The organism is Kurthia populi, assembly GCF_042686175.1.
Lineage (GTDB): Bacteria > Bacillota > Bacilli > Bacillales_A > Planococcaceae > Kurthia > Kurthia populi.
The window spans coordinates 65,917-91,680 of sequence record NZ_JBHUOR010000008.1 but is presented as its reverse complement, the minus strand read 5'-3'; the positions used below and the strand labels follow the sequence as shown (position 1 = coordinate 91,680).

General features: G+C 38.2%; 19 protein-coding genes and 1 tRNA gene. 17 read left to right on the top strand and 3 right to left on the bottom strand.

Going from position 1 to position 25,764, the window contains the following annotated elements; all coding sequences use genetic code 11:
- Positions 1-208: 208 nt before the first annotated feature.
- From ACFSY7_RS01510 to ACFSY7_RS01480, 7 genes are all read left to right on the top strand, one after another.
- Positions 209-685 (top strand): NUDIX hydrolase, encoded by a 477-nt coding sequence (locus tag ACFSY7_RS01510; protein WP_126991262.1) that lies wholly within the window; start codon positions 209-211, stop codon positions 683-685.
- A 1-nt stretch (position 686) separates the two neighbouring features.
- Positions 687-1,565 carry an RNase adapter RapZ gene (gene rapZ / locus ACFSY7_RS01505; RefSeq protein ID WP_126991263.1) on the top strand — a complete coding sequence of 293 codons (879 nt, stop codon included), beginning with the start codon at positions 687-689 and terminating at the stop codon, positions 1,563-1,565.
- 5 nt (positions 1,566-1,570) lie between these two features.
- Positions 1,571-2,536: a gluconeogenesis factor YvcK family protein gene (locus ACFSY7_RS01500; RefSeq protein ID WP_380146561.1), complete on the top strand. Its 966-nt coding sequence runs from the start codon at positions 1,571-1,573 to the stop codon at positions 2,534-2,536.
- Positions 2,537-2,557: 21 nt separating this feature from the next.
- A complete protein-coding gene (whiA, locus tag ACFSY7_RS01495) occupies positions 2,558-3,508 on the top strand; it encodes a DNA-binding protein WhiA (protein ID WP_380146560.1) in 951 nt (316 codons plus the stop codon).
- Between the two features lie 23 nt (positions 3,509-3,531).
- Positions 3,532-3,786, top strand: a complete 255-nt coding sequence (locus ACFSY7_RS01490; RefSeq protein WP_126991266.1) for an HPr family phosphocarrier protein — start codon at positions 3,532-3,534, stop codon at positions 3,784-3,786.
- 444 nt (positions 3,787-4,230) lie between these two features.
- Positions 4,231-11,256, top strand: coding sequence for a collagen binding domain-containing protein (locus tag ACFSY7_RS01485; RefSeq protein ID WP_380146559.1), 7,026 nt, complete (start codon positions 4,231-4,233; stop codon positions 11,254-11,256).
- 209 nt (positions 11,257-11,465) lie between these two features.
- A complete protein-coding gene (locus ACFSY7_RS01480; RefSeq protein ID WP_126991269.1) occupies positions 11,466-11,798 on the top strand; it encodes a hypothetical protein in 333 nt (110 codons plus the stop codon).
- A gap of 122 nt (positions 11,799-11,920) precedes the next feature.
- Here the strand turns inward: ACFSY7_RS01480 and ACFSY7_RS01475 are convergent, their stop codons facing one another.
- Both ACFSY7_RS01475 and clpP read right to left on the bottom strand, forming a co-directional pair.
- A complete protein-coding gene (locus ACFSY7_RS01475) occupies positions 11,921-12,691 on the bottom strand; it encodes a glycerophosphodiester phosphodiesterase family protein (RefSeq protein WP_380146558.1) in 771 nt (256 codons plus the stop codon).
- A 165-nt stretch (positions 12,692-12,856) separates the two neighbouring features.
- Positions 12,857-13,447, bottom strand: a complete 591-nt coding sequence (gene clpP / locus ACFSY7_RS01470; RefSeq protein ID WP_126991271.1) for an ATP-dependent Clp endopeptidase proteolytic subunit ClpP — start codon at positions 13,445-13,447, stop codon at positions 12,857-12,859.
- A 164-nt stretch (positions 13,448-13,611) separates the two neighbouring features.
- Between clpP and ACFSY7_RS01465 the strand changes: the two genes are divergently transcribed.
- Both ACFSY7_RS01465 and ACFSY7_RS01460 read left to right on the top strand, forming a co-directional pair.
- Positions 13,612-13,683: transfer RNA gene (locus tag ACFSY7_RS01465), tRNA-Arg, on the top strand.
- 204 nt (positions 13,684-13,887) lie between these two features.
- A complete protein-coding gene (locus ACFSY7_RS01460) occupies positions 13,888-15,318 on the top strand; it encodes a polysaccharide pyruvyl transferase family protein (protein WP_380146557.1) in 1,431 nt (476 codons plus the stop codon).
- Between the two features lie 44 nt (positions 15,319-15,362).
- On the opposite strand, the gene ACFSY7_RS01455 is transcribed toward ACFSY7_RS01460, so the two are convergent.
- The gene (locus ACFSY7_RS01455; RefSeq protein WP_380146556.1) at positions 15,363-16,244 is read right to left on the bottom strand and encodes a TetR/AcrR family transcriptional regulator; all 882 of its coding nucleotides are present in this window, start codon (positions 16,242-16,244) and stop codon (positions 15,363-15,365) included.
- A 228-nt stretch (positions 16,245-16,472) separates the two neighbouring features.
- On the opposite strand from ACFSY7_RS01455, the gene ACFSY7_RS01450 reads away from it, so the two are divergent.
- The 8 genes from ACFSY7_RS01450 to eno all read left to right on the top strand — a co-directional run bounded on the left by ACFSY7_RS01450 (position 16,473) and on the right by eno (position 25,741).
- Positions 16,473-17,999: a DHA2 family efflux MFS transporter permease subunit gene (locus tag ACFSY7_RS01450; protein ID WP_380146555.1), complete on the top strand. Its 1,527-nt coding sequence runs from the start codon at positions 16,473-16,475 to the stop codon at positions 17,997-17,999.
- A 159-nt stretch (positions 18,000-18,158) separates the two neighbouring features.
- Complete coding sequence (locus ACFSY7_RS01445; RefSeq protein ID WP_126991275.1) at positions 18,159-18,419, top strand: glutaredoxin family protein; 261 nt, start codon at positions 18,159-18,161, stop codon at positions 18,417-18,419.
- Positions 18,420-18,666: 247 nt separating this feature from the next.
- Positions 18,667-19,704 carry a sugar-binding transcriptional regulator gene (locus ACFSY7_RS01440; protein WP_380146552.1) on the top strand — a complete coding sequence of 346 codons (1,038 nt, stop codon included), beginning with the start codon at positions 18,667-18,669 and terminating at the stop codon, positions 19,702-19,704.
- 27 nt (positions 19,705-19,731) lie between these two features.
- Positions 19,732-20,739: a type I glyceraldehyde-3-phosphate dehydrogenase gene (gap, locus tag ACFSY7_RS01435; RefSeq protein WP_380146550.1), complete on the top strand. Its 1,008-nt coding sequence runs from the start codon at positions 19,732-19,734 to the stop codon at positions 20,737-20,739.
- Positions 20,740-20,921: 182 nt separating this feature from the next.
- Positions 20,922-22,106, top strand: a complete 1,185-nt coding sequence (locus ACFSY7_RS01430; RefSeq protein ID WP_380146549.1) for a phosphoglycerate kinase — start codon at positions 20,922-20,924, stop codon at positions 22,104-22,106.
- 25 nt (positions 22,107-22,131) lie between these two features.
- Positions 22,132-22,893, top strand: coding sequence for a triose-phosphate isomerase (gene tpiA / locus ACFSY7_RS01425; RefSeq protein ID WP_126991279.1), 762 nt, complete (start codon positions 22,132-22,134; stop codon positions 22,891-22,893).
- Positions 22,886-24,412 (top strand): 2,3-bisphosphoglycerate-independent phosphoglycerate mutase, encoded by a 1,527-nt coding sequence (gpmI, locus tag ACFSY7_RS01420; protein ID WP_380146548.1) that lies wholly within the window; start codon positions 22,886-22,888, stop codon positions 24,410-24,412. Before tpiA ends, gpmI begins: the two co-directional genes overlap by 8 nt.
- Before the next feature lie 33 nt (positions 24,413-24,445).
- Positions 24,446-25,741: a phosphopyruvate hydratase gene (gene eno, locus ACFSY7_RS01415; protein WP_126991281.1), complete on the top strand. Its 1,296-nt coding sequence runs from the start codon at positions 24,446-24,448 to the stop codon at positions 25,739-25,741.
- Positions 25,742-25,764: the final 23 nt, after the last annotated feature.

Here is a 25,764-nt window from a genome sequence, read left to right as displayed (position 1 = left end):
ATGAGTTATAGTAGTACATGTAATAACCCCTTTGAGTTTTAGAATATTGATAAGCCCCTTCTCGACCGCACGCGAGAAGGGGTCTTTTTTTGTATTCAGGGCCTTTTTCGCGACATTTTATGCCACTAGCGCAATCCGAAAGATATACGTTTTTAGCTATCCATTGTATAATGAAGGATAGAACAATAGAGAAATGAGGTGTCGTGTTGTGCAACGAATTGCGAACTTATTAGTAAAGAAGGATGGAAAAGTTCTTCTATTAAAAAAACCACGACGCGGCTGGTATGTAGCACCAGGAGGCAAAATGGAAGATGGCGAATCAATTTTTGAGGCAGCCACACGTGAATATTTTGAAGAAACTGGTACGAAGGCCATTGATGCACATTTAAAAGGTGTTTTTACAATGGTTATCAAGCGCGGTGATGAGGTCATTAATGAGTGGATGCTTTATACATTTTTAGCAAATGACCTTGAAGGTACACCATACGGGGAAACACGTGAAGGCGTTTTAGAATGGCGCGACGTGAAGGACTTAGAAACATTGCCAATGAATGAAGGCGACCGAATTGATTTATTATTTGCTGTAAATGAGCCTGGTGTTCAATACGGTACATTCACATATACGGAAGAATATGAATTACTAAATAGCACAGTTCAGACGTCTGTCGAAAGGAATGGAAATTAACATGCCAAACCCACAATCGAACGAGTTAATTATTATTACAGGAATGTCAGGGGCGGGAAAATCGGTAGCAGTACGCAGCTTTGAGGACTTAGGTTTTTATTGCATCGACAACTTACCACCGACATTACTCCCTACTTTTGTCAATCTCATGAAAGAATCAACAAAAGGCATTACTCGAATGGTTGCGGTCATGGATTTACGTGGAGGCGATTTCTTCTCATCATTAATTGATGCGATTGATCAAATTGCGGATGAGGATATTGTGGAAACGAAAATTTTATTCTTGGATGCAGATGATGAGGTACTCGTACGTCGTTATAAAGAAACGCGTCGTTCACATCCATTGGCATCAACAGGACGTCCATTAGATGGCATTCGTCATGAGCGTGAATTATTAACAGAAGTAAAAGAACGCTCGCAGTACATCTACAATACATCAAGCATGAAACCAAAAGAATTGCGTGAGCGCATTATTACGGAGTTTTCAGCGCAAATGTCCAAAAGCTTTAATGTAAATGTGATGTCATTTGGCTTTAAGCATGGGATGCCAATTGATGCGGATCTCGTATTTGATGTGCGCTTTTTACCGAACCCCTATTATATTGAAAAACTGCGTCCAATGACGGGGCTAGATGAGGAAGTATCCTCTTATGTATTAAAAATGGACGATACGCAAACGCTTATTAACAAGTTAACGGATCTATTTGAATTTATGCTACCGCGTTATCAAGAAGAAGGAAAAAGCCAATTAGTAATTGCGTTTGGTTGCACGGGTGGTCAACATCGTTCTGTGACATTAGCGGAATATTTTGGGCATCTTCTTGAAAAAGAGTTACCAACGGTTATTACTCACCGAGATGTCGAGAAAAGAAAGGGCTAATGCTTATGGGAACTAACAAGCGAGCTGTCATTATCGGTGGCGGTACGGGCTTATCTACGTTAATTCGTGGATTAAAGCAGTATCCTCTTGATTTGACAGCGATTGTGACGGTAGCAGATGATGGTGGTAGCTCTGGTCGTTTGCGCGATGACTATGACATTCCACCACCAGGCGATGTGCGTAATGTCATTGCTGCAATGTCAGAGGTAGAACCACTTGTCGAAGAAATGTTTCAATATCGTTTTAAAGGAAAAGAAGCGCTAAAAGGCCACTCACTTGGTAATTTGATGCTGACGGCATTAACTGAGATTACCGGTGATTTTTCGCATGCCATTCGTGAATTAAGCCGTGTGTTAAACGTCCATGGGCGTGTCATTCCAGTAGTAAATGAAAGCATGACGCTATTAGCGGAGTTTACAGATGGCTCGATTATTGAAGGTGAATCGATTATTCCAAAACAACATAAAAAGATTAAACAAGTCTTTTTGAAGCAAGAAAACCTGCGTCCTCTACCAGATGCCATTGAAGCAATTGAAGAGGCGGATTTAATTATTGTGGGACCAGGTAGCTTATATACAAGTATTATTCCAAACTTCCTTGTGAAAGAAATCCGTGATGCTGTCATTGCAGCGAGTGGACGTAAAGTATATATTTGTAACCTGATGACGCAAGACGGAGAAACATCGTATTACACAGCTGCAGATCATGTGCAAGCGATTTATGATCATGTAGGGACAGCCTTTATTGAAACCATTTTATTAAATAATCATTCGGAAGTACCGGATGATATAGAAGAAAATTACAAAGAAGAACGTGCGGAACCCGTTGTTTTCGATATAGAGCGCTTAGAAGGACTGGGACTTGAAGTGATTCAAGCAGACATTGCGACCGTGAAAAACGGGACAGTCCGTCATAAAGCGATACGCGTGGCCGAGTGGCTATATAACTATACGAATGAAAAACGAATGTAAAAACGAAAGGGGGAAATCGATATGTCATTTGCTTCAGAAATGAAAAAAGAGTTGACGCAAATTGAAGCGGACGACGCAAGTTGCAAGGCCGAGCTATCTGCGCTAATCCAGATGAATGGCTCATTATCCTTTGCAAATCGTCAACTGAGTTTAGATGTGCAAACGGAAAATGCAGCGATTGCTCGTCGCATGTATACCATTTTAAAGCGTTTATATGATTATCCAATCGAGCTATTGGTGCGTAAAAAAATGCGCTTGAAAAAAAATAATGTGTACATTTGCCGCGTGCGTGAAGGTGCGAAAGAGTTGCTTGAAAGCCTTGAAATTTTATCGGGTAATTTCCTCTTTAACCATGAAATATCACATGATTTAATCGATACATCAAATAAACGCCGCGCTTATTTACGAGGTGCATTTTTAGCAGGTGGCTCTGTCAATAATCCAGAAACATCTGCCTATCATTTAGAAATTTATTCATTATACCGCGAGCACGGTGAGGCACTAGCCGATTTAATGAATGGCTTTGACTTAAATGCGAAAACGATTGAGCGTAAAAAAGGCTTTGTGACGTATTTAAAGGAAGCGGAAAAAATTTCCGATTTTCTAAGCCTAGTGGGCTCGCATTCTGCTATGATGAAATTTGAAGATGTTCGTATTTTACGAGATATGCGTAATAGTGTAAATCGACTTGTAAACTGTGAAACAGCCAATTTAAATAAAACGATTGGTGCCTCACTACGTCAGGTCGAAAATATTAAATTCATCGATAATATGATTGGGATTGAACAATTACCTGATAAGCTTCGTGAAATTGCGCGTTTACGTGTCGAGCATCAAGAGGTAACATTGAAAGAACTTGGGGAAATGGTGTCTACGGGCACTGTTAGTAAATCAGGGGTTAATCATCGCCTGCGTAAAATTGATTCGATTGCCGATTCATTACGAGCAGGCCAAAAGGTAAATTTAAAATAGTCATAGGGGAGTGGAAGAAAGAAATGATCCAACAACAACTAACGGTTGAGCTAGAGGCAGGGTTACAGGCACGCCAAGCGGCAAGCTTTGTACAAGAGGCCAATAGCTTTATGAGTGATATTTTTATTGAAAAAGAAACCAAGCATATTAACGCTAAAAGCATCATGGGAGTGATGAGTTTAGCCATTTCATCAGGTGAAAGCATTACGCTCACAACTGATGGCGAAGATGAACAACAGGCAATTGAAAAATTGAGTAAATTTTTAACGAGTAAATAAACATAGCGTAAAAAGTCGTACAAAATGTGCGGCTTTTTTATTTTGTTGAAAAGATATTAAAAAACAAATCTTTAGGCCTATAAAAATTTCGCAGAATCGACCTTTTAAGAAATAACATAATGAATTACCAGAATAAGGATTTACGGAAGAACTTTAAAATAGTAATAAATTGTTTTTTAGATAAAGGGATAATCGAAAAATAATAAAAAAAAATTAGCTAAATAGTAGCGCAGTGGAATTAATAAAAAAGTGATTTTGTTAATTTTTATTAAAAATAAGCTGTAAACATTTAAAATATCATCATTTAGAAGTCTTTATGCCTATAATATAGTATTTTTGCTTTATAATCCGTACTGCTATCACTAAATAATAGCGGTAGAATGACGATATATTGATAGGTCTTAATAAAGACCTATTATATGAATAATAAGGAGTGGAACGTACATGAAACAGAAGTTTAGTATTTTTCTAATGTCTTTCATGCTGGTCATGCAAATCATTTCAAATGGCTTGTTTATTCCGATGACGGCGTCTGCGACAGACACTGCGCCCGTTGAGCAAACGGAGCTAACGGATGAAGAGCAAGCACAAGTTGCGGCAGAGGAAGCAGACAAGCTTGATAATGCTCAACAGTTTATCGCTGATTTATTTACCGATGAAACAAAGAGCGATATCAAGTCAACAGTTGGTCAGCCACAAGTGACAACAGCGGAAGCATACGTTGAAACAGTCGCTGAAAAAGATCAGCAACTATTAACAGATACAATTGTTTTAGTCAAAGCTTTCATTGCTGTAAATGCATTATTAAATGATGATAAAACAGCAATCGTAAAAGACTTTGATGAACAACAACTTGCTACAGCTAAAAATGCAGTTGCGCTTGTTGATGATTCTTTCACAGAAGGCAAACAAGTTCTGACTGAGCGTTTAGCATTAGTCGAAAAATCTTTAGTAAAAGCCGAAGTGAAAGAACAGGCAGTAGCTAAAGAACAACAAATCACAAAAAATGAAACAACATCAGTGGAAAAAGTAGCTGTGAAAGCGAAAGCAGTAAATGAGAAAACAGAGCCTAAAGAAATTACTCAAGATGCGGGTTTAGACGTAGAAGTTACGAAAAATGGTGATGTTTTAGCAGAAAATGCTGAGGTACAAGACGGTGATTCAATTGGTATGAACGTCAAGTTTAATTTGACGTCTATTGCGATTGAAAAAAATGGTTATGGAAACGGTGACTATATTTTAATTAAATTGCCAGTGGGGATGCTAGCAGATGTTAAGCCCGCTAGTGGAATTATTAAAAATGGAGATGAAGAACTAGGTAACTACGAGATAAGTGGAGAGTATTTAAAAATCACTTTAATAGATATTTATGATGAACAAATTGGTCAACCAAAAGCAGTTGAAGAAGGTTTTGTGAATTTAACAGCTACATTAAAATCTGGTAGCGATTCTGATCCAGATCAAAGCCTTGTTTTTGGTGAAAAAGGTAAAAATAATGAAGAAGTAACAATTCCATTAACATTTACACCGAAGCCAGCAAAAGATGCTACGTTAATTACGAAAGATGGTCAAGTAAATCCGGCAACAGGAAAACTTACTTGGACAGTTATTGTAAATGGTAATTTATCAGCTAAAGCAGGTGAAAACACATTTACAGATAACTTACCAGAGCAATTAGAATATGAATCAATTAGTGCTACAGAAATTACGTATAATTTAATAGGAAAAGCAAGTGAAGGCATAGTTCAGTCTTTACCCGTTCCTACAGATAAGAAAAATTTCTCTTATGTTTTACCAGATGCATCAAAAGCATATAAATTTGTGCTTGTCACAAAAAATGTTAGTACATCTGATGCTGCAGAAGAAACAATTTCGAATACAGCAAAGATTGAAGGGACTGTAGCTAGAGAGGCAACTAAATCTGTAGATGTAACATATGGTACGCCTTTAGAGAAAACAGTTACTGGCGATGGAAATGGTGAAGCTACATGGAATATCAAATATAATTATAATCAAAAAGATCGTAAAGATGCAGATGCGACTTTGACGGATGCTTTTGATGATATCCATGAATTAGTAGAAAATAGCTTTGTTATTGAAAAAGTGGATTCAACTGGGAAAAACGCCATTATAGCAGATCCATCAACTTATACTATTAGTAAAGTTACAAATAAAGATGGAAAAAATAGTTTTACTATTAAATTTAATGATGAAGCTGTAAATGGGCAAGCTTATCACATTCAATATAAAACAAAATTAGCAGATAAAGATGGTATTGTTGCTAAAAGTGGCACCCTTAAAAATACAGTGTCGTTTGGTGAAGAAGAAACGAAAAAAGAAGATAATTCAACTATTGATTATAGCTATAACTTAGGTTATAAAAATGGTAGCATTGATTATGTAAATAAAAAAATTGACTGGACAATTGTTATTAATCCATCAGACTTGAAGTTAAACGACGTTGTGGTGACAGATACGTATCCAATAGACCGTTCGCTAACAGCACCAACGGAATTTGAAATTCAAGTGGGAAATGGAGAGTCTACAACATTAGATTCTTCTAGAATTACTAAAAATGTATTAGGTGAATTTATACTTGGGTTAGGCAACATTGAGAAAAAACAAACCATCAAGTATTCAACACCATATGATGTCGATAAAATTGGTAAAGATCCTATTGTAAATAATGTTAGTTACACATATAAAACTCCAACTAAAACAGAATCACAATCAACTTCATTTGATAAGTCAGTAAATATTGATGAAAAACAATCAACTAAAAATGGTTATAAATCGGGTAGCTATGATTACACAAACCGTGTATTTAATTGGGAAGCTGGTTTCAACTATAAACGTCAAGAAATTCAAAGTGGCGTATTTGAAGATACATTAGGTGATAATCAGGAACTAATTGCTGATTCAGTAAAGTTATATAAAGTTACATTAAGTAATGATAATGTAAATGGTGAAGATGGTAACCCAATAGATATGGGAAATGTTGGTGAACTTAAATATAAAACTGATGGAACAGGTTTTACATTTACATTTAAAGATAGTGCCTCAAATATTGACGCTTATAAATTCAAATATCAATCAAAAGATAAAGACGAACAAATGGAAGCTGGGGAGTATACGAATAATGCCAAGCTAACAGTTGGTGGCAATGAAAAGTATAATCAAAATGCTTCTGTTGAAGTAACTAATGCAACGCATACAGTTGAAAAAGGAAAACCTTCTATTGATGATAAGAATCAAATCTTAACTTGGTCAATGATTATTAATAAAGGGCAATCTAAACTAAGCAATGCAACGATCACCGATACTCCGGGGTCTAATCAAATGATTTTACCAGAAACATTTAAAATTTATGAACTTGCTACAACAAATGGTACTGATTTTGAGAATAATAAGAAACTTGTATTAAATAGTAAAGAGCTGACATCAATACCAGATGAAAACGGTAACTATGTATACACAGAAAATGACTTCACGGTCACACAAAATATTATTGGTAGTGGTGAAGCTATTTCAAATGGTTTTATCGTAAAATTCCCAGAAACTATTACAAAGGCATATGAAATTGAGTATGATGCTTATTACAATGATGCAACAGGTACAAACACAACAAATACAGCAACATTAAAATATAATAATGATGAAGAAGCTAGTGCTGGTAAAGATGATAAGGGACAAGCAAAGCAATACAATATTGCTTACTCAGATTCAAATGCTGGTGCTACACGTTCAAAAGTAGATTTAAAAATTCATAAAATAGATCCAATGGATAATAATAAAGCATTAGCAGGTGCTGTATTTGAGTTATATAACGGTAAAGGTAAAGTTAAATTAGCAACAGGTACAACAGATGAGAATGGCGATGTTGTATTCAAAGGTTATTATGAAGGAACATATCAATTAAAAGAAATAACAGCACCAGATGGATTTGTGACGACAGGTTCAACATATGAACAACAAACACAATTTAAATTGTTGAAAGACGCGAATACACTCGTAGTGCCAGGCGGCAACTCAGTTATCACTAAAACGGTTGCTAACTACAAAGAGGGCGCCTGTGTAGAAAAAACAATTACCGTAAAAGAAAATGGCACTGCAGTTAATGGGGCAATCATTACAATTAAAGATAAAGATGGTAAAGTTGTAACACTAAAAGACGCAGATGATACCAATCCGGCTCAAACAACAGTAAAAACAGACGGCAATGGTCAAGTGAAAATTCCGTTGCAATATGCAGTAGCCGATTATACATTCACTGTGGAACAAAACAATGTAACAAAAGAATATAGCTTTGCAGATTTAACAGGGGATTGCGCAGTAGAAGTTGATTTAAAAACGTCTGCTTGTAAAGAAACAACAATTACTGTGGAAAATGGCAATAATGTTGTAGAAAATGCAGAAATTCAAATTATTGATAATGAAACGAAACAAGCAGTAGCACTTGATGGAACCAATACAACCGTAACAACAGATGCTACTGGTAAGGTAACGGTTCCGGGGAAATACATTGACAAAGAGAAGTATACAATTGAAGTAACTGTTGATGATATTACAAAAACAATTACAACATATGCTAGTGAAGATTGTAATGTAACAATTAATTTTGCAACAACTGCTTGTACAACAACGACAGTCACTGTGAAAAATGGCGATAATGTTGTCGAAAATGCAGAAATTCAAATTATTGATAATGAAACGAAACAAGCAGTAGCACTTGATGGAACCAATACAACCGTAACAACAGATGATGCTGGTAAGGTAACGGTTCCGGGGAAATACATTGACAAAGAGAAGTACACAATTGAAGTAACCGTTGATGGTATTACCAAAGCAATAGTAGATTATTCAAACACTGATTTAACAACATGTGAAGTAGAAGTGAATATTAATACTGCAGCATGTACGAATAATGTATTAACAGTAAAAACAGGTAGTGTACTTGTAGTTGATGGTACAGAAGTTACGGTCAAATTTAGTGATACAAAGACAGAAAAATATGTAGTTAAAAATGGGAAAGTTACCTTTCCAGCCTCAGAAGTTGTAGATGGAAAAGTAATCGTTTCTATTCCAAACTATGAAGAACAAGAAATAACAATCGAACATTGTCAGGGTACAGTAGAATTCTTATCAACAGCTTGTATTGAAACGACAGTAACAATTAATAATAATGGAATTGCTACTGAAGATGCAGAAATTCAAATTATTGATAAAGATACAGAACAAGTAGTTGAAGTTAATGGACAAACAACGTTAACAACAGATGAGAATGGCCAAGTAAAAATTCCAGGGCAATATGTAGATGTAAATAAATACGTAATTGATGTTACAGTGAATGGTGTAACAAAAGAAATCTCAAGTTATGCAGTGAGTGATTGTGCATTAACAATTGATTTTAAAACAACTGAAGCTGCTTGTGTTCAAACAACAGTAACTGTTAGCAATAAAGGTCAAGTAGCAAGTGGTGCTTCTGTTAAAGTAATAAATAAAGCAACAGGGGCAGTAGAAGAAATTAATGGACAAACAATTTTAACAACAGATGTAAATGGACAAGTGATTGTTCCGAATGAATATGGTGACAACACAAAATATTATTTACAATTAACAGTTGAGGGTGTAACACGTAATGTGGTCGCATTCACAGTAGAAAATTGTGAAATTGTCATTGATTTTGCGAAAGCTTGCCCAGACTTCACAGTATCTTACCAAGGTCCAGCAAACTCTACTGCAGCGTTCACATTAACAGGTGAAGGCTACAGCAAAGAAATTACAGTAGCAACAGATGCGACTGGTAAAGCAGTGTACACATTAGATGCAACGCTTAAACCAGGTCAATACACATTAAAACAAACGTCTACGCCGAGCGGTTACCGTACAGCGGGTGATGTGGCGATTACAGTAGCAGACGATAAATGTGCGGCAGGTATTACCGTAACAAATACGAAAGTACCAGTGCCACCAATCGTACCGCCAATCAATCCTGATAAATGTGAAAACTCAACAATTTCAGTGACTCCTTCAACTGGTGATAAACCGAAAGCTGGGACAACAGCCATCGTAACAGTGGATGGTAAAACAACAGTAGGTAAAGTAGATGAAAACGGTAAAGTAACATTTGAAGGAACACCACCAACACTAGAGCCGGGTAAGAAGGTAACAGTGAAAGTGGATGGCTATAAAGAAACAACAACGACAATTTCTGAAAAGGATTGTACAACAACAATTACAATTACACCGAACGACAAATGTGAAAACCCAACGATTTCTGTAATTACGCCGAATGGTGATAAACCAGAAAAAGGAACAAAAGTGACTGTAACAGTTGATGGTAAAACGACAACAGGTACAGTAGACGAAAATGGTAAAGTAACATTTGAAGGAACACCACCAACACTAGAACCAGGCAAGAAAGTAACAGTGAAAGTGGATGGTTATAAAGAAACAACATCTGAAATGAATGAAAAAGATTGTGATACAACCATTGTTATTACACCGAATGATAAATGTGAAAATCCAACAATTTCAGTGGCACCTTTAACTGGCGATAAACCAGAAAAAGGAACGAAAGTAACTGTCGCAACAGAAGATGGTAAAACGAGAACAGGCACAGTTAACGAAGACGGTACTATTACATTTGAGCCAGGGAAAGAACCAACATTAGAACCAGGCAAAAAAGTAACAGTTGAAGTAGAAGGTTATGAACCAACGACAACAACTGTCAACGATAAAGAGTGTCATACAACGGTGACAATCACACCTAAAAATGCGTGTGATAAGTTTGAAGTAACGGTAGAAGATTCAGATGGCGATACAATTAACACTGTACGCGTAACAATCGATGGTACAACAGTAAAAACGACAAATGGTACGTACACATTTGACCAAGCTGTTGCACCAGGAACAAAAGTAACATTTGAGAAAAATGGTTATAAAACGCAAACAGTAATTGTTGGCGATGATTGTCAAGTCACAGTAACATTAGTGAAAAAGGATGACTCTGAAGAACCAGGAACAGATCCCGAAGACCCGGACAATGGTGGCGATGGTGAAGATCCAAATGATGGCAACACGCCAGATGAAGAGTACCCAGACGGAGAATATCCGGATGTGGATGGCGATGATAACGACAACAATAACGGAAACACAGGTAACAACGGTAATAATGGTAACGATGGAAACACAGGTAACAATGGTAATACTGGAAATAATGGCAATACAGGTAATGACGGCAATGCAGGCAATAATAATAACAACGCTGGTAACGCAGGCAATAACACACCAGGAAACGGTAGCAATAACAATACAAATACGAATGGTTCAAATGGCAATAAAGCACCTTCAACAGGAAGTAGCCTACTACCTCAAACAGGGGAGCAGGTAGCGCTTTATAGCTTAGTAGGGATGCTGTTAATTGGCGCAGCGTTTATGTTATTTAAGCGTAATCGTCGTAAAGCATAAAAAGAGAGGAATCACCGCTTTGGTGGTTCCTTCTTTTTTTTGTTCTTTTTTACTATATCGAATTTCAAAAACGCTCTTTAGGTCGGAATTGTTCTTTTTCTAGATGCAATTTATGCGGTGGCGTAAGTTTTGAAAGTGTGAAGCGGGGTAATTAAATGATAGAATAAGTATAAATAAAACTTATACATTTGGATGGAGGATTTTTCATCATGGAATTAGATATTACGTACATTGCACATATCAAAACTGAAGGTCAAAAAGAACAAATCGTCGACTTAAAAATCCCTGAATTAATCGAGTTCCACATCGGTCGTGAAAACAAAGCTGTAGAACTTTTAGAAGAATTAGGTCACACAAACGTTAAACGCCCAGAAATTACTGATGGCGAAGAAATGAATAACTTAACAACAACTTCTACATTTGAAGGTAAAGAAGTAACAACAACTATTCACTACACTACAGCATTACGCGCTGGTAACGTTGGTAGTAAATCAGGTGACTTCTATTACGAATTAAAACAATTACACAATGTTGTAGAATAACCACTGTTTTGTGGTAGTAAGAAAAAGTCTAAACGAACGCTTTTAGGTCATTTCTTGTTGTTACAGAGAGTGCTGCCGAATGGCACACAAAAAGAGAGCTTCCGATTGGGAGCTCTCTTTTTTTATGGTTTCAGTTTATCGGTTTCGACTAGTAGTGGCTTATAGCTTTTGGCGCGTTTATAGGCGCTTTTTGTATTGACGCCATAAATATGAATACGCAGTCCGCTAGCACGGATTTTTTTTGCTGTCGCGGCATCAAGATTATTAATATGGGTTGTATAAATGGCATGTTTGTATTTTTTAAGCTTTTTAATATCACTTGCTACGCTTTTTTTAGGATTGCCGATAAATGAAATTGTGGCATTTGGGTAATTTTTATTGAATTTCGCACGTGCTTTACTATCTGAGATGACGAAAAATGTTTTATTGTACATATTGGCCTTTTTGACAAGGGTCACGATGCCTTTGGCGTATTTTTGATCACCGAAATCACCTTTTGAGCCATCAATATTGACGCCAACATTATATTTTTTGGCTGAAGCTAATACGTCCTTTAATGTTGGGATTTTTTCTGTTGTTAGCCTATTATTTTTATCTACAAGATGATATACACGAAGTTGTTTTAATTTTCGACTAGCGACAGAACCATATCCAGTAGTTGTACGGTCGATTGTTTTATCGTGCATTAATACATATTGATTGTCTGCTGTTTTACGCACATCGATTTCAATAAAGGCATAGCCAAGTTCTTTTGCGCCTTGTACACCAGCTAATGAATTTTCAGGTGCGACCACTTGTGCACCACGGTGAGCACTGAGTTTTGTATTCTTCCATTTTAGCCAGGAAGCTGTATTTGTATCAGCAGAAGCAACCATAGGTGAAACTAAGCTCATGCTCAGACAAATAGCTAAAATTCTTTTGAAATAGGTCAATTAAAATCCCTCCCTTAAGTATATGATTCTATCATACTGCATTTTTTTGGCAAATGAATACTAAAAAACATAAAAAAACACTAAACAACCAATGAGAAATGGTTGTTTAGTGTTAGGGATGAAAAACTATTTTGTTTCGTTACGTTCCATGATTTTATCAATGATACCGTATTCTAGCGCACGTTCAGCTGACATGTAGTTGTCACGATCTGTATCTTTTTCGATTACTTCGATCGGTTGACCAGTGCGTTCAGCTAAGATGCGGTTTAATTTTTCGCGTGTTTTTAAGATATGTTTTGCTGCGATTTCGATTTCAGTCGCTTGACCTTGAGCACCACCTAGTGGTTGGTGAATCATGATTTCAGCGTTTGGTAATGCAAAACGTTTTCCTTTTGTACCAGCTGTTAATAAGAATGAACCCATTGAAGCAGCCATACCGATGCAGATTGTTTGTACATCTGGTTTGATGAACTGCATTGTATCGTAAATGGCCATACCAGCTGTTACAGAGCCACCTGGAGAGTTGATGTATAGGTAGATATCTTTTTCTGGATCTTCTGCTTCTAGGAATAGAAGTTGAGATACGATTGCGTTTGCTACGTTATCGTCGATTGCACTACCTAGCATGATGATGCGGTCTTTTAAAAGACGAGAGTAGATGTCATATGCGCGTTCGCCGCGGTTTGTTGTTTCGATGACTGTAGGAATTAAGTTCATAAGTATTTCCTCCTTATATGTCCATAAAATTGGCACTGTTTCGTTGCCTTGTAAACATATCATAACTTTTTTGGTCAATAAAGGTCAAATGAAATGAATCATTTAATAGAAAGTTGATAATACGCTCTTTACCTAGTATAATAGTAAGGTCGTCATATAGCTATGCCTCTGTAGTTTAATGGATAAAACATAAGATTCCGGTTCTTAGGCTGGGGGTTCGATTCCCTCCAGGGGCATCCATTTTTAAATACCTTTTGATAGGTCAATTGAAACATATAATTTTTAAAAAAACTGTGCATTTGTGCGGTTTTTTTATATTTTAGAGCATTTACAATGGAGCAAGTGATTTCATTGACATTTCATATATAAATTAACTACTATGTAGTAGAGTGCTTGTACGGACAACTAATAAAGTGATTGTAATTGAAAGGAGAACAAATATGAAAAAAATCTTAATGCGTTCTGGGATGTCCCCACTAAACAACTTTGACCCAGCACATATCGCTTCTACGAATTCTATTGGAGGGAATGTAGGGAACTTAGTTTATGCTTATGGGATTTACCGCACATTAACGACTGAGGATGTCATGATTGTGCCGGATTATTATCGATTAAATCCGAAAGATGCAGATATGATTAATGCAAATTATGACGGCTATATTATTCCGTTAGCGGATGCATTCCGTCCAGATTTCATCGGGCATTTAGAGCGTTATGCAGAGCTGATTAATAAATTAACAATTCCGGTTTATGTAATCGGTGTAGGGGCTCGTACGCCATTTGATGCACAAAAAGGTGCGAAATATGAATTTGACGATGCAACGAAAAAATTCGTAAAAGCTGTATTAAATAAATCAGCAATGATTGGGGTACGTGGTCAAATCACTTCAGACTACTTAACAGGACTTGGCTTCCAAGAAGGCGTAGACCATATGCCAATTGGCTGTCCGTCGATGTATAGTTTCGGTCGTGATTTGAAAATTCGAGATACGAACATTACAAAGGATTCGTTAGTGTCAATTAACAACTCACGTTTATCACCAGATAATGTATTAAACTTTATTGATCGTAGCCGTCATGAATTTGGTAACTACTACTATATTCCACAGTGGCTAAAAGAACTGAAAATGACCTACTTAGGTGGACCGGACCTACCTAGCCAAAATAAAGTGTATCCGGAATCTGTATTAGATGAATATTACACAGGAGATCATGTGCGCTACCCAGTAAATATTCCAACATGGATGGAGTTATTACAAGAAGTAGATTTAAGCTTTGGTGCACGTCTTCACGGGAATATTGCTGCAACGATTGCAGGGACACCAAGCATCATCTTACCGAAAGATGGTCGTATGCGTGAATTAACGGACTATCACCAATTAAATAATTACTGGGGTCCAGATATTACAGAGGACACAAACATCTGGGATATTATCGAACAAAGTGACTTCCATAAACCAGAGAAAGTGGCGAATGAGAACTTTGACCGCTTTATTGGCTTCTTAAATAAAAATAACTTAGACCATGCGTATAAGAAAACAATGTATCCAAAAACGACACCTTTTGATGAGAAAATCAAAAATGTTGATATTCCAGGCGTTGTGACACCATATGTAACAGCACCAATTGATGAGCAAGTACGTCGTTGGCAAGCATTTAATGACGCAGAAAATGCACGTACAGAACGTCGTGTAAAACGTGAAATGGCTGCGAAGAAAAATGATGCAGCTAAAATTGCGGCGTACAAGCAGGAAATTGAGCGTCTGAATAAAAAAGTAAAATTCCAAGAAAATACATTAAATCGTAAAGCGGTAAAAGCAACTTTAGGCTTAGCGGATAAAGTCGCAAAATTACGTGGTAATAAAAAATAATAAAAAAAAGAGGTCGGGACGTAACTGTCCTGACCTTTTTTTGATTAACTATTATTTTTTGAAAGTTGCCATAGCTGATTCGTGATTTCAATGGCTTCTGGTGCGTGCGGTGTATCACGGAAGCTATTATAAAACTGGAAAGCAACGGCATTAATCACATGGTAGCGTGGTGTATCACGTTCTAATTCTTCGATTAAATAAGCAATGTATTCTTGTTGCTGGTTTGATAAATCTTTTAAATACGATTTAAAGCCATGGAGTTGCTTGAGTAGCTCCTCTTTATCAATGACGCGCGCTTCAATATTTTCATTAATAAATTCCTCAAAAGTCGGTCCAAGCAGCGTCTTTTGGTTGCTAATTAATGTTGGGGTAATGGCATCTAGTTGGTCTAATGCGAATGTTATAAATTCCATCGCATTGCCACGTGGGTAATTAATTAACTTCCCGATGTGGAACATTTGATGCATCATACCAAATAATAGAATGGATGCATCATAATGATAGGGAACTAATTTTGTGCCATAGACGTCTAGTAATCTGCGCGCGGTCCAATCAATCTCTTGCAGGAGATTTTGATCGACGAGGCGCTTTAAATCTTTATCACCCGAATGCAGGATGGACTCAAAAATCGGTAGCAGATTATGTTCGTGGTTCACTTGCATCGTGGCGATAAGTTGAGCGGCAAGGACAGACTTGTCGTTTTTTTCTTTGCCAGTAATCGCTTTAACTTTACGGACTGTCGTTTCTTTTCGCCCGATATCTAAGATGGCGATTAGGCAGTCTTTTTTTGATGGGAAGTAATTATAAAATGTGCCTTTTGAAATTTTAGCTTCTTCAATAATTTCTTGAATGGACGTTTCTACAAAGCCTTTTTCAGAGAAGAGCTTAATACAGGCCTGAATAATTTGTCTTTTACGGTTGTTCATTTAGTCACCTTTTTTATTCTATTTTGGACTAGCAGTATAATTTTAATCATAGTTCGGATTAATTTCAAGTGAATTGGACTCATATTATAGTGAAGAAAACGCTTTAAATGGCGGTTTATTCTCGAATGAAACATTTTTCTTGCAAAAATTGGACTGCGAGTATAAAATGTATCAAGTAAACTTTGAAATCGAAGTAAATATAAATATTAGGCAAAGAGGGAATTGAACATGGATCAACCACTTAAAAAGCCCCCGTATTTAATGATTGCCATTTTATTCGTTGGGGCATTCGTAGCGTTCTTAAATAACACGCTATTAAACGTAGCATTACCTTCAATCATGAAAGATTTTGATGTTGAAGCATCAACGGTTCAATGGTTAGCAACAGGTTATATGCTTGTAACTGGGGTACTTGTACCAGCCAGTGCATTTTTAATTACACGTTTTAAAAACAAAACATTATTCGTCACATCAATGGCGATTTTTACAATTGGTACAGCATTAGCAATTGTCGCACCAAACTTTGGTATTTTATTAGCCGCTCGTATGATTCAAGCATTAGGTGCTTCTGTTATGGGACCACTTCTTATGAACATCATGTTAGTCAGCTTCCCAGTTGAAAAACGTGGTGCAGCAATGGGTATCTTTGGTCTTGTAATGATCATGGCGCCAGCTATCGGACCTACATTATCAGGTTATTTAGTTGAGCACTTCTCATGGCATTACCTATTCATTATCATTTTACCGTTCGCTATCATTTCATTATTATTAGCGATCTTCAAATTTGATAATATTATGGAAACAAAACCAGTAACACTCGATGTTTTCTCGATTATCTTATCAACAATTGGTTTTGGTGGTTTATTATATGGCTTCTCCACTGCTTCATCAGCAGGTTGGGACGCAATCGAAGTATGGGGAACGATCACAATCGGTGCCATCGCACTTATCTTGTTCGTCTTCCGTCAACTGAAACTAGAAAAACCGCTTCTAAGCTTAGAAGTATATAAATTCCCAATGTATGCAATGGGTAGTGTCATTTCCGTTATCATCTCAATGGCGATGTTCTCTGGTATGATTTTAACACCTTTATATGTACAAAATGTTCGCGGTATTTCACCATTAGATGCTGGTTTAATGATGTTACCAGGTGCTCTAATGATGGGCTTCATGTCACCAATTACAGGTAAATTATTTGACCGCGTTGGGCCGCGTCCATTAGCAATCGTAGGTCTAGCAATCGTCACAGTATCAACTTACTATTTATCTAAATTAACATTAGATACGTCTTACACGTATTTAATCGTAGCGTATACAGTGCGTATGTTTGGTATGTCAATGGTAATGATGCCAATCATGACAAATGGTTTAAACCAATTGCCAATGCGTTTAAATCCACATGGTACAGCAATCAACAACACACTTCAGCAAGTTGCAGGTGCAATTGGTTCAGCCGTGATGATCACAATTATGACAAACCGTACAAAATCAGCAGCAGAAGATCTAGACATTGAAGCAACTGTTGCAGATAAAGTGAAAGAAAAAGCAATGGAAGCTGCTCAAAATGGTGAGCAAATGACAGAAGTTCAATTAGCGAAATACGGGAAAGAGCTTGCTGAAACAATGGCAAACAAAGCGATGGTTGAAGGGATTAACTTCTCATTCTTTATCGCAATGATTGTTACAATTGTCGCGCTTGTCTTATCATTCTTCTTAAAACGCGTACAAGTAGCGCCAATGAAAATGGGTAAATAAACATTCCTTTATAATAGGAAGAAATAGAAAAGGGCAGTCAACGAATTTCTTGTTTGACTGCTTTTTTTTCTATCTTTAGCGGGGGGTAAACGCTACCATTTTATTTGAGTTTCTTCTATAATATAGAGAATCAATATAAAACAGCAAAGGAGTGTTCACATGCTCACTTTTTACAGTCGACAAAATTGTCGTCTTTGTGAGGAAGGAATGAACATGATGCGCCTCGTCCAGCAGGAAGTTCCGTTTGAATTTGCGACCGTAGATATCGAACAGGATGAAGACTTGCATGAGAGGTACATGATGATGATTCCGGTTCTCGAAAAAGACGGCGAAATGATTCAATATGGTATCTTAGATTATGAGACGATTATTGAAGCAGTGACAGAACAGACGGATTCATCATTTGAACAAGCACTTTAGGGAAGAATTGCTTCGAGCAATTCTTCTTTTTTTATTAAAAAATGTTTTAATTATGGCTAAGTGGGAATACAAATTAATGTAAACATTTAATTAGCCACTCTCGGTGGGACATAATTAGCCCATGTTTGCAAAGCAATATTTAACCTGCTATAATGGACGTAGGAACAAAAGAAATATTTTTTTATAGTGAGTGGGATAGAAAATGTATATATGGGATAAAAAAGAACCCACTGAGAGGAGAGAGAGTATGCCTTCATTAACGGAAGCACAATTGAAAATGCTGCCTGAGATGTCAGGTTTGCTACAAGTACGCTACCGTATTTTAAATATGGTCCAAATGCTTGGGCCAATCGGTCGTCGTGCTTTAGCAGATAGTCTCTCTCTAGCAGAGCGAGAAGTGAGGAAAGAAACAGACCTAATGCGTGAGCAGGGGTTAATCGTTGCAAATCGTACAGGGATGTCGATTTCAGAGGCAGGAATTCAAATTTTAGATGTGCTGAAGCCGCTTGTGTATGAATGGTCAGGTATTACAGATTTGGAACGACAACTGCAAAAATATTTACGCGTGAAACGTATGACGATTGTCGATGGGAATGTCGATCAGGAACCTTCAGTGAAGGCAATGATGGGCGTCGAAGCGGCGAATCTTTTAAAACGTGAAGCGAAGCAAGGTGATATTATCGCCGTTACAGGTGGTAGTACGGTTGCGGCGGTAGGTGAACAGTTGTCGACAGCTTCGAAGATACACGGTGCGACATTTATTGCAGCGCGTGGAGGCATGGGTGTTGATGTGAAGATGCAAGCGAATACGATTGCCGCAGAGTTTGCGAACAATACTGGCAATGAGTATCGCACATTGTACTTACCAGAGCATCTAAGTGAAGCCGCATATAATGCGATGATTCACGAACCTATTGTAAAGGACATGCTCGATTTATATGATCGCACAGATATCGTCGTTCACGGTGTTGGTTCTGCCGACGAGATGGCATGGCGTCGTAATTCTACCTCTGATGAAGTAGAGAAGTTACGAGAGCATGGTGCGATCGGCGAGGCATTTGGTTATTACTTTGATGAAACAGGGAAAGCTGTACAGCGCATCCGGACAGTTGGCCTACAACTAGAGCAGGTCAAAAAATGTCCCACTGTTATCGCCTTAGCGGGTGGTGCTTCAAAAGCCAAAGCGATTTTAGCGTACTTTACAAATGCACCAGAACAAACAAACTTCATCACAGATTTATCTGCTGCACAGGAAATGTTAAAAATAATTCGAGAAGAAATTTAATTAATTATACTATTGGAGGAAATAGACATGACTTTTAAATTAGCAATCAACGGATTTGGACGTATTGGACGATTAGTATTCCGCACAGCATTACAACGCGAGGACATCGAAATTGTCGCAGTAAATGACTTAACGGACTCAGCAATGTTAGCACATCTTTTAAAATACGATTCAGTACACGGTAAATTAGACGCTGACGTATCTTACGAAGGCGAAAACTTACTTGTTAATGGCAAAAAAGTTCGTGTATACGCAGAAACAGACCCAGCGAAATTACCATGGGGTGAATTAGACGTTGATATCGTAGTTGAATCAACTGGTCGCTTCACAAACTATGACGATGCGAAAAAACACGTTGATGCAGGTGCTAAAAAAGTTATCGTGTCTGCTCCAGGTAAAAATATGCCAACATTCGTAATGGGTGTTAACGAAGAAACATACAACAAAGACGAAGATATCGTATTCTCTAACGCATCTTGTACAACAAACTGCTTAGCGCCAGTAGCGAAAGTGTTAGACGAAAAATTCGGTATCAAACGCGGTATGATGACAACAGTTCACTCATACACAAATGACCAAAAAATCTTAGACCTTCCACACAAAGATTACCGTCGTGCGCGTGCAGCTGCTATGTCTAGCATCCCAACAACTACAGGTGCAGCATCAGCAGTAGCAAAAGTTTTACCTCAACTTGAAGGTAAATTAGATGGGATGGCAATCCGCGTACCAACACCAAACGTATCACTTGTTGACTTAGTAGCTGAGTTAGATCAAAACGTAACAGTTGAAGAATTAAATGCCGCATTCAAAGCAGCATCTGAAGAAGGATCACTTGCGGGTAAACTTTCTTATTCTGAAGAACCACTTGTATCAATTGATTACAACGGTAACACTTCTTCTTCAACAGTTGACGCATTATCAACAATGGTTCTTGAAGACAACTTAGTGAAAGTACTTGCTTGGTACGATAACGAAACAGGTTACTCAACTCGTGTTGTAGACCTTGCTGAATATGTTGCAAACCAAGGATTCTAATAATTGAATACGAAACGCTCGTTTTTAAAAGAAATCTTTATTTTGAAAAAATAATTAGCCTTTTAAGTAGTTAGCGTATATAATGAGTTTGAAAAAAGAGGAGAAGAGCGAGACGGTTACTTCTCCTTTTTTATTGATAGCAAGTAAGCGTTTTACACGCGCTAAAGGGAGGCATTCTGTAGATGAATGAGAAAAAATCGGTAAAAGATATTGATGTGAAAGGTAAACGCGTATTTGTACGTGTGGACTTTAATGTGCCAATGGAAGATGGAAAAGTAACAGATGACACACGTATTCGCGCAGCATTACCAACAATCCAATATTTAGTCGATGAAGGTGCCAAAGTGATTTTATCAAGTCACCTAGGCCGTCCAAAAGGTGAAGTAAAAGAAGAGCTTCGTTTAACAGCAGCAGGCGAGCGTTTAGCAGAATTGCTAGGTAAGCCAGTGAAGAAGTTAGACGAATCTGTAGGTGAAAACGTGAAAGCGGTTGTCGCAGCTATGGAAGATGGCGACATCGTATTACTTGAAAATGTACGTTTCCACGCTGGTGAGGAAAAAAATGATCCAGCACTTGCAAAACAATTTGCGGAGCTTGCAGATGTCTATGTGAATGACGCCTTTGGTGCCGCTCACCGTGCACACGCAACAACAGCAGGTATCGCAGAATTTTTACCTGCTGTATCAGGCTTCTTAATGCAAAAAGAATTAGATGTTTTAGGGAAAGCACTAGCAGATCCTGAGCGTCCATTCACAGCGATCATCGGTGGCGCTAAAGTAAAAGATAAAATCGACGTGATTAACCACCTGTTAGAAAAAGTGGATAACTTAATTATCGGTGGCGGATTGTCTTACACATTCACAAAGGCACAAGGTCACGAAGTTGGGACATCTCTTCTTGAAGAAGACAAAATTGACTTAGCAAAATCATTTATCAAAAAAGCAGAAGACAAAGGCGTAAACTTCTATATGCCTGTCGATGCAGTTGTAGCGGACGAGTTTTCAAAAGATGCCAATACAAAAGTAGTGGATATCGATAAAATTCCTGCAGATTATATGGGATTAGATATTGGTCCAAAAACGGCTGAAATCTATGCGGACGTTATTAAAAATTCAAAATTAATCATTTGGAATGGCCCAATGGGTGTATTTGAAATGGATGCTTTCGCAAACGGTACAAAAGCCGTAGCCAATGCGATGGCAGAAACAGAAGGCTATACAGTAATCGGCGGTGGCGACTCAGCTGCTGCGGTTGAAAAATTCGGTGTTGCAGAAAAAATGTCACATGTATCAACTGGTGGCGGTGCTTCACTTGAATTCATGGAAGGCAAAGAGCTTCCAGGCGTTGTCGCGTTAAACGATAAATAAACTATATTTGGAGGATGATTGAAACATGCGTAAACCAATTATTGCTGGCAACTGGAAAATGTACAAAACACTTTCTGAGGCTGTAGATTTTGTGGAGCAAGTCAAATCACAAGTACCTGCGAATGATAAAGTAGAGGCAGTTGTTTGTGCACCTGCGCTCTTTTTACCAACGTTAGTTGAAGCTGCAAAAGGAACAGATTTAGCCATCGGCGCACAAAATATGCACTTTGAAACAGAGGGTGCATTTACTGGTGAAATCAGCCCGACGCAACTAGCAGATATTCACGTGCAATACGTTGTGTTAGGTCATTCTGAGCGTCGTGAATATTTCAACGAGACAGATGAAGCCGTTAATAAAAAAGCACATGCAGCATTTGCACATAATTTAGTGCCAATCATCTGTGTGGGTGAAACTTTAGAGGAACGTGAAGCGGGTCAAACGGTTTCAAAAGTTTCTTCACAAGTAAAAGCGGCAATTAAAGATTTATCAAGTGAGCAAGTGGCACAAGCGGTTATCGCGTATGAGCCAATCTGGGCTATCGGTACAGGTAAAACAGCAACAGCAGCCGATGCAAATGAAGTATGCGGCGAGGTGCGTCATGCAATCGCTGAGGAAATCGGTGCAGAAGTGGCTGAAAAAACACGTATTCAATACGGTGGTTCTGTAAAACCAGCGAATGTTGAAGAGCTGTTATCGATGGAACATATTGACGGCGCCTTAGTCGGCGGTGCCAGCCTAGAAGTAGATTCATACTTAAAATTATTGGAGGCGGGGGCAAATGCCTAATACACCAGTAGCACTAATCATTTTAGATGGCTTCGGCTGTCGTAAAGAAGTTTTCGGTAATGCAGTAGCACAAGCAAATAAGCCAAATTTTGATCGCTACTACAAACAATTCCCACATGCGCAGTTACTTGCGTCAGGCGAGGAAGTTGGTCTTCCGGCCGGTCAAATGGGGAACTCCGAAGTAGGTCACTTAAATATTGGCGCAGGTCGTATCGTGTATCAGAGCTTAACACGTATCGATAAGTCGATTAAAGACGGTGATTTCTTTGAAAATGAGGTGCTTCTAAAAGCAATCAACCATGTGAAGGAAAATAATTCGAAGTTGCATTTCTTAGGATTACTTTCAGATGGCGGTGTACACAGCCATTATGAGCATTTATTTGCGCTGTTAAAACTAGCAAAACAGCAAGGTCTTGAGGAGGCGTATATTCACGCATTTTTAGATGGTCGTGATGTGGGTCCGAAAACAGCACCACAGTATCTTGCGGAAACAGAAAAACAAATTGCAGAAATCGGCATCGGTAAAATCGCATCAGTTAGCGGACGCTACTATGCGATGGACCGTGATAAACGCTGGGATCGTGTAAAATTAGCATTTGATGCCGTTGTAGAAGGCGAAGGCCCAATGCAACCATCAGCAGGCGTTGGTCTTGCGGCTTCTTATGAGCAGGGTGTAACAGATGAGTTTGTCATCCCATTTGTTGTTGAAGAAGACGGGCAACCTGTTGCAAAAATTCATGATAATGACGCGGTTATTTTCTTCAATTTCCGTCCAGACCGTGCAATCCAATTATCAACAGCTATCACAAATCCGAAGTTCGATGGTTTTGAAATTTCAGAAAAACAACCAAAAAACCTTGAATTTGTTTGCTTTAAGAAATATAGTGAAAGTGTAATCGGTGATATCGCCTTCCACGACGACGATTTAAAAAATACAATCGGCGAAGTGTTATCAGATGCGAAATTACGTCAATTACGTATCGCAGAAACAGAAAAATACCCACATGTGACGTTCTTTATGAGCGGTGGACGTGAGGATACATTCGACGGCGAAAATCGTATTTTAATCAACTCACCAAAAGTTGCGACATATGATTTAAAACCTGAGATGAGTGCCTACGAGGTGCGTGATGCACTTGTTGCAGAAATTAACGGCGACAAAGTAGACGCGATTATCTTAAACTTCGCGAACCCTGATATGGTTGGTCATAGCGGTATGCTAGAGCCAACGATTAAGGCAATCGAAGCGGTCGATGAATGTTTAGGTGATGTTGTAGACGCAATCTTAGCAAAAGGTGGTCATGCGATTATTACAGCAGACCATGGTAACTCTGATGAAGTCGTGACGCTTGAAGGGAACCCGATGACAGCACATACAACAAACCCAGTACCAGTAATTGTTACAAAAGAGGGCATCACTATGCATGATGGTATCTTAGCGGATTTAGCGCCAACGATGCTTAAATTGTTAGATGTTGCACAACCTGCCGAAATGACAGGTAAACCATTATTCGATTAAAACTAATTTCACAAACCGAGGAGAGTTCAAACAATGTCAATTATTACAAACGTATTAGCTCGCGAAGTATTAGATTCACGCGGTAACCCAACAGTAGAAGTTGAAGTATTCACAGAAGCAGGCGCTTATGGTCGCGCAATCGTACCATCTGGTGCATCAACTGGTGAATATGAAGCTGTAGAATTACGCGATGGTGACAAATCTCGCTACTTAGGTAAAGGTGTATTAAAAGCCGTTGATAACGTGAACAGCATTATCGCTCCTGCATTAATCGGTGAATTTTCAGTGCTAGATCAAGTATCAGTTGATAACAAAATGATCGAGCTTGATGGCACTGCAAATAAAGGTGCACTAGGCGCAAACGCAATCCTAGGCGTATCATTAGCAGTAGCGCACGCAGGTGCGAACTACTTAGGTTTACCACTTTACCAATATATCGGTGGCGTAAACGCGAAACAATTACCTGTACCAATGATGAACATCTTAAACGGTGGTGAACACGCTGATAACAACGTGGACATCCAAGAATTCATGGTAATGCCAGTAGGCGCTGAAAACTTCCGCCACGCATTACGCATGGGTACTGAAATCTTCCACTCTTTAAAAGCGGTATTAAAAGAGTCAGGCCACAACACTGCTGTAGGTGATGAAGGTGGTTTCGCACCAAACTTAACATCAAACGAAGAAGCATTATCAACAATTGTTACAGCAATTGAACGCGCTGGTTACAAACCAGGCGAAGAAGTAATGCTTGCAATGGATGTTGCCTCTTCTGAACTTTACAACGACGACGACAAACTATATCACTTAGATGGTGAAGGCGTTGCGAAAACTTCTGAGGAAATGGTTGCTTGGTACGAAGAATTAACTTCTAAATACCCAATCATCTCAATTGAAGATGGTCTTGACGAAAATGACTGGGCTGGTCATAAATTATTAACTGAAAAAATCGGCGACCGCGTACAATTAGTAGGTGACGATTTATTCGTAACAAACACAGAAAAATTATCTCGCGGTATTGAAGAAGGCGTTGGTAACTCAATTTTAGTTAAAGTAAACCAAATCGGTACATTAACTGAAACATTAGACGCTATCGAAATGGCAAAACGCGCAGGTTACACTGCTGTTATCTCACACCGTTCTGGTGAATCAGAAGACGTAACAATTGCGGATATCGCCGTTGCGACAAACGCTGGTCAAATCAAAACAGGTGCACCATCTCGTACAGACCGTGTAGCAAAATATAACCAATTACTACGTATCGAAGACGAATTAGAAAGCGTTGCAAAATACGAAGGTCTTAAATCATTCTATAATTTAAACAAATAATTGAGTGAGTGAAAGAGGAATTG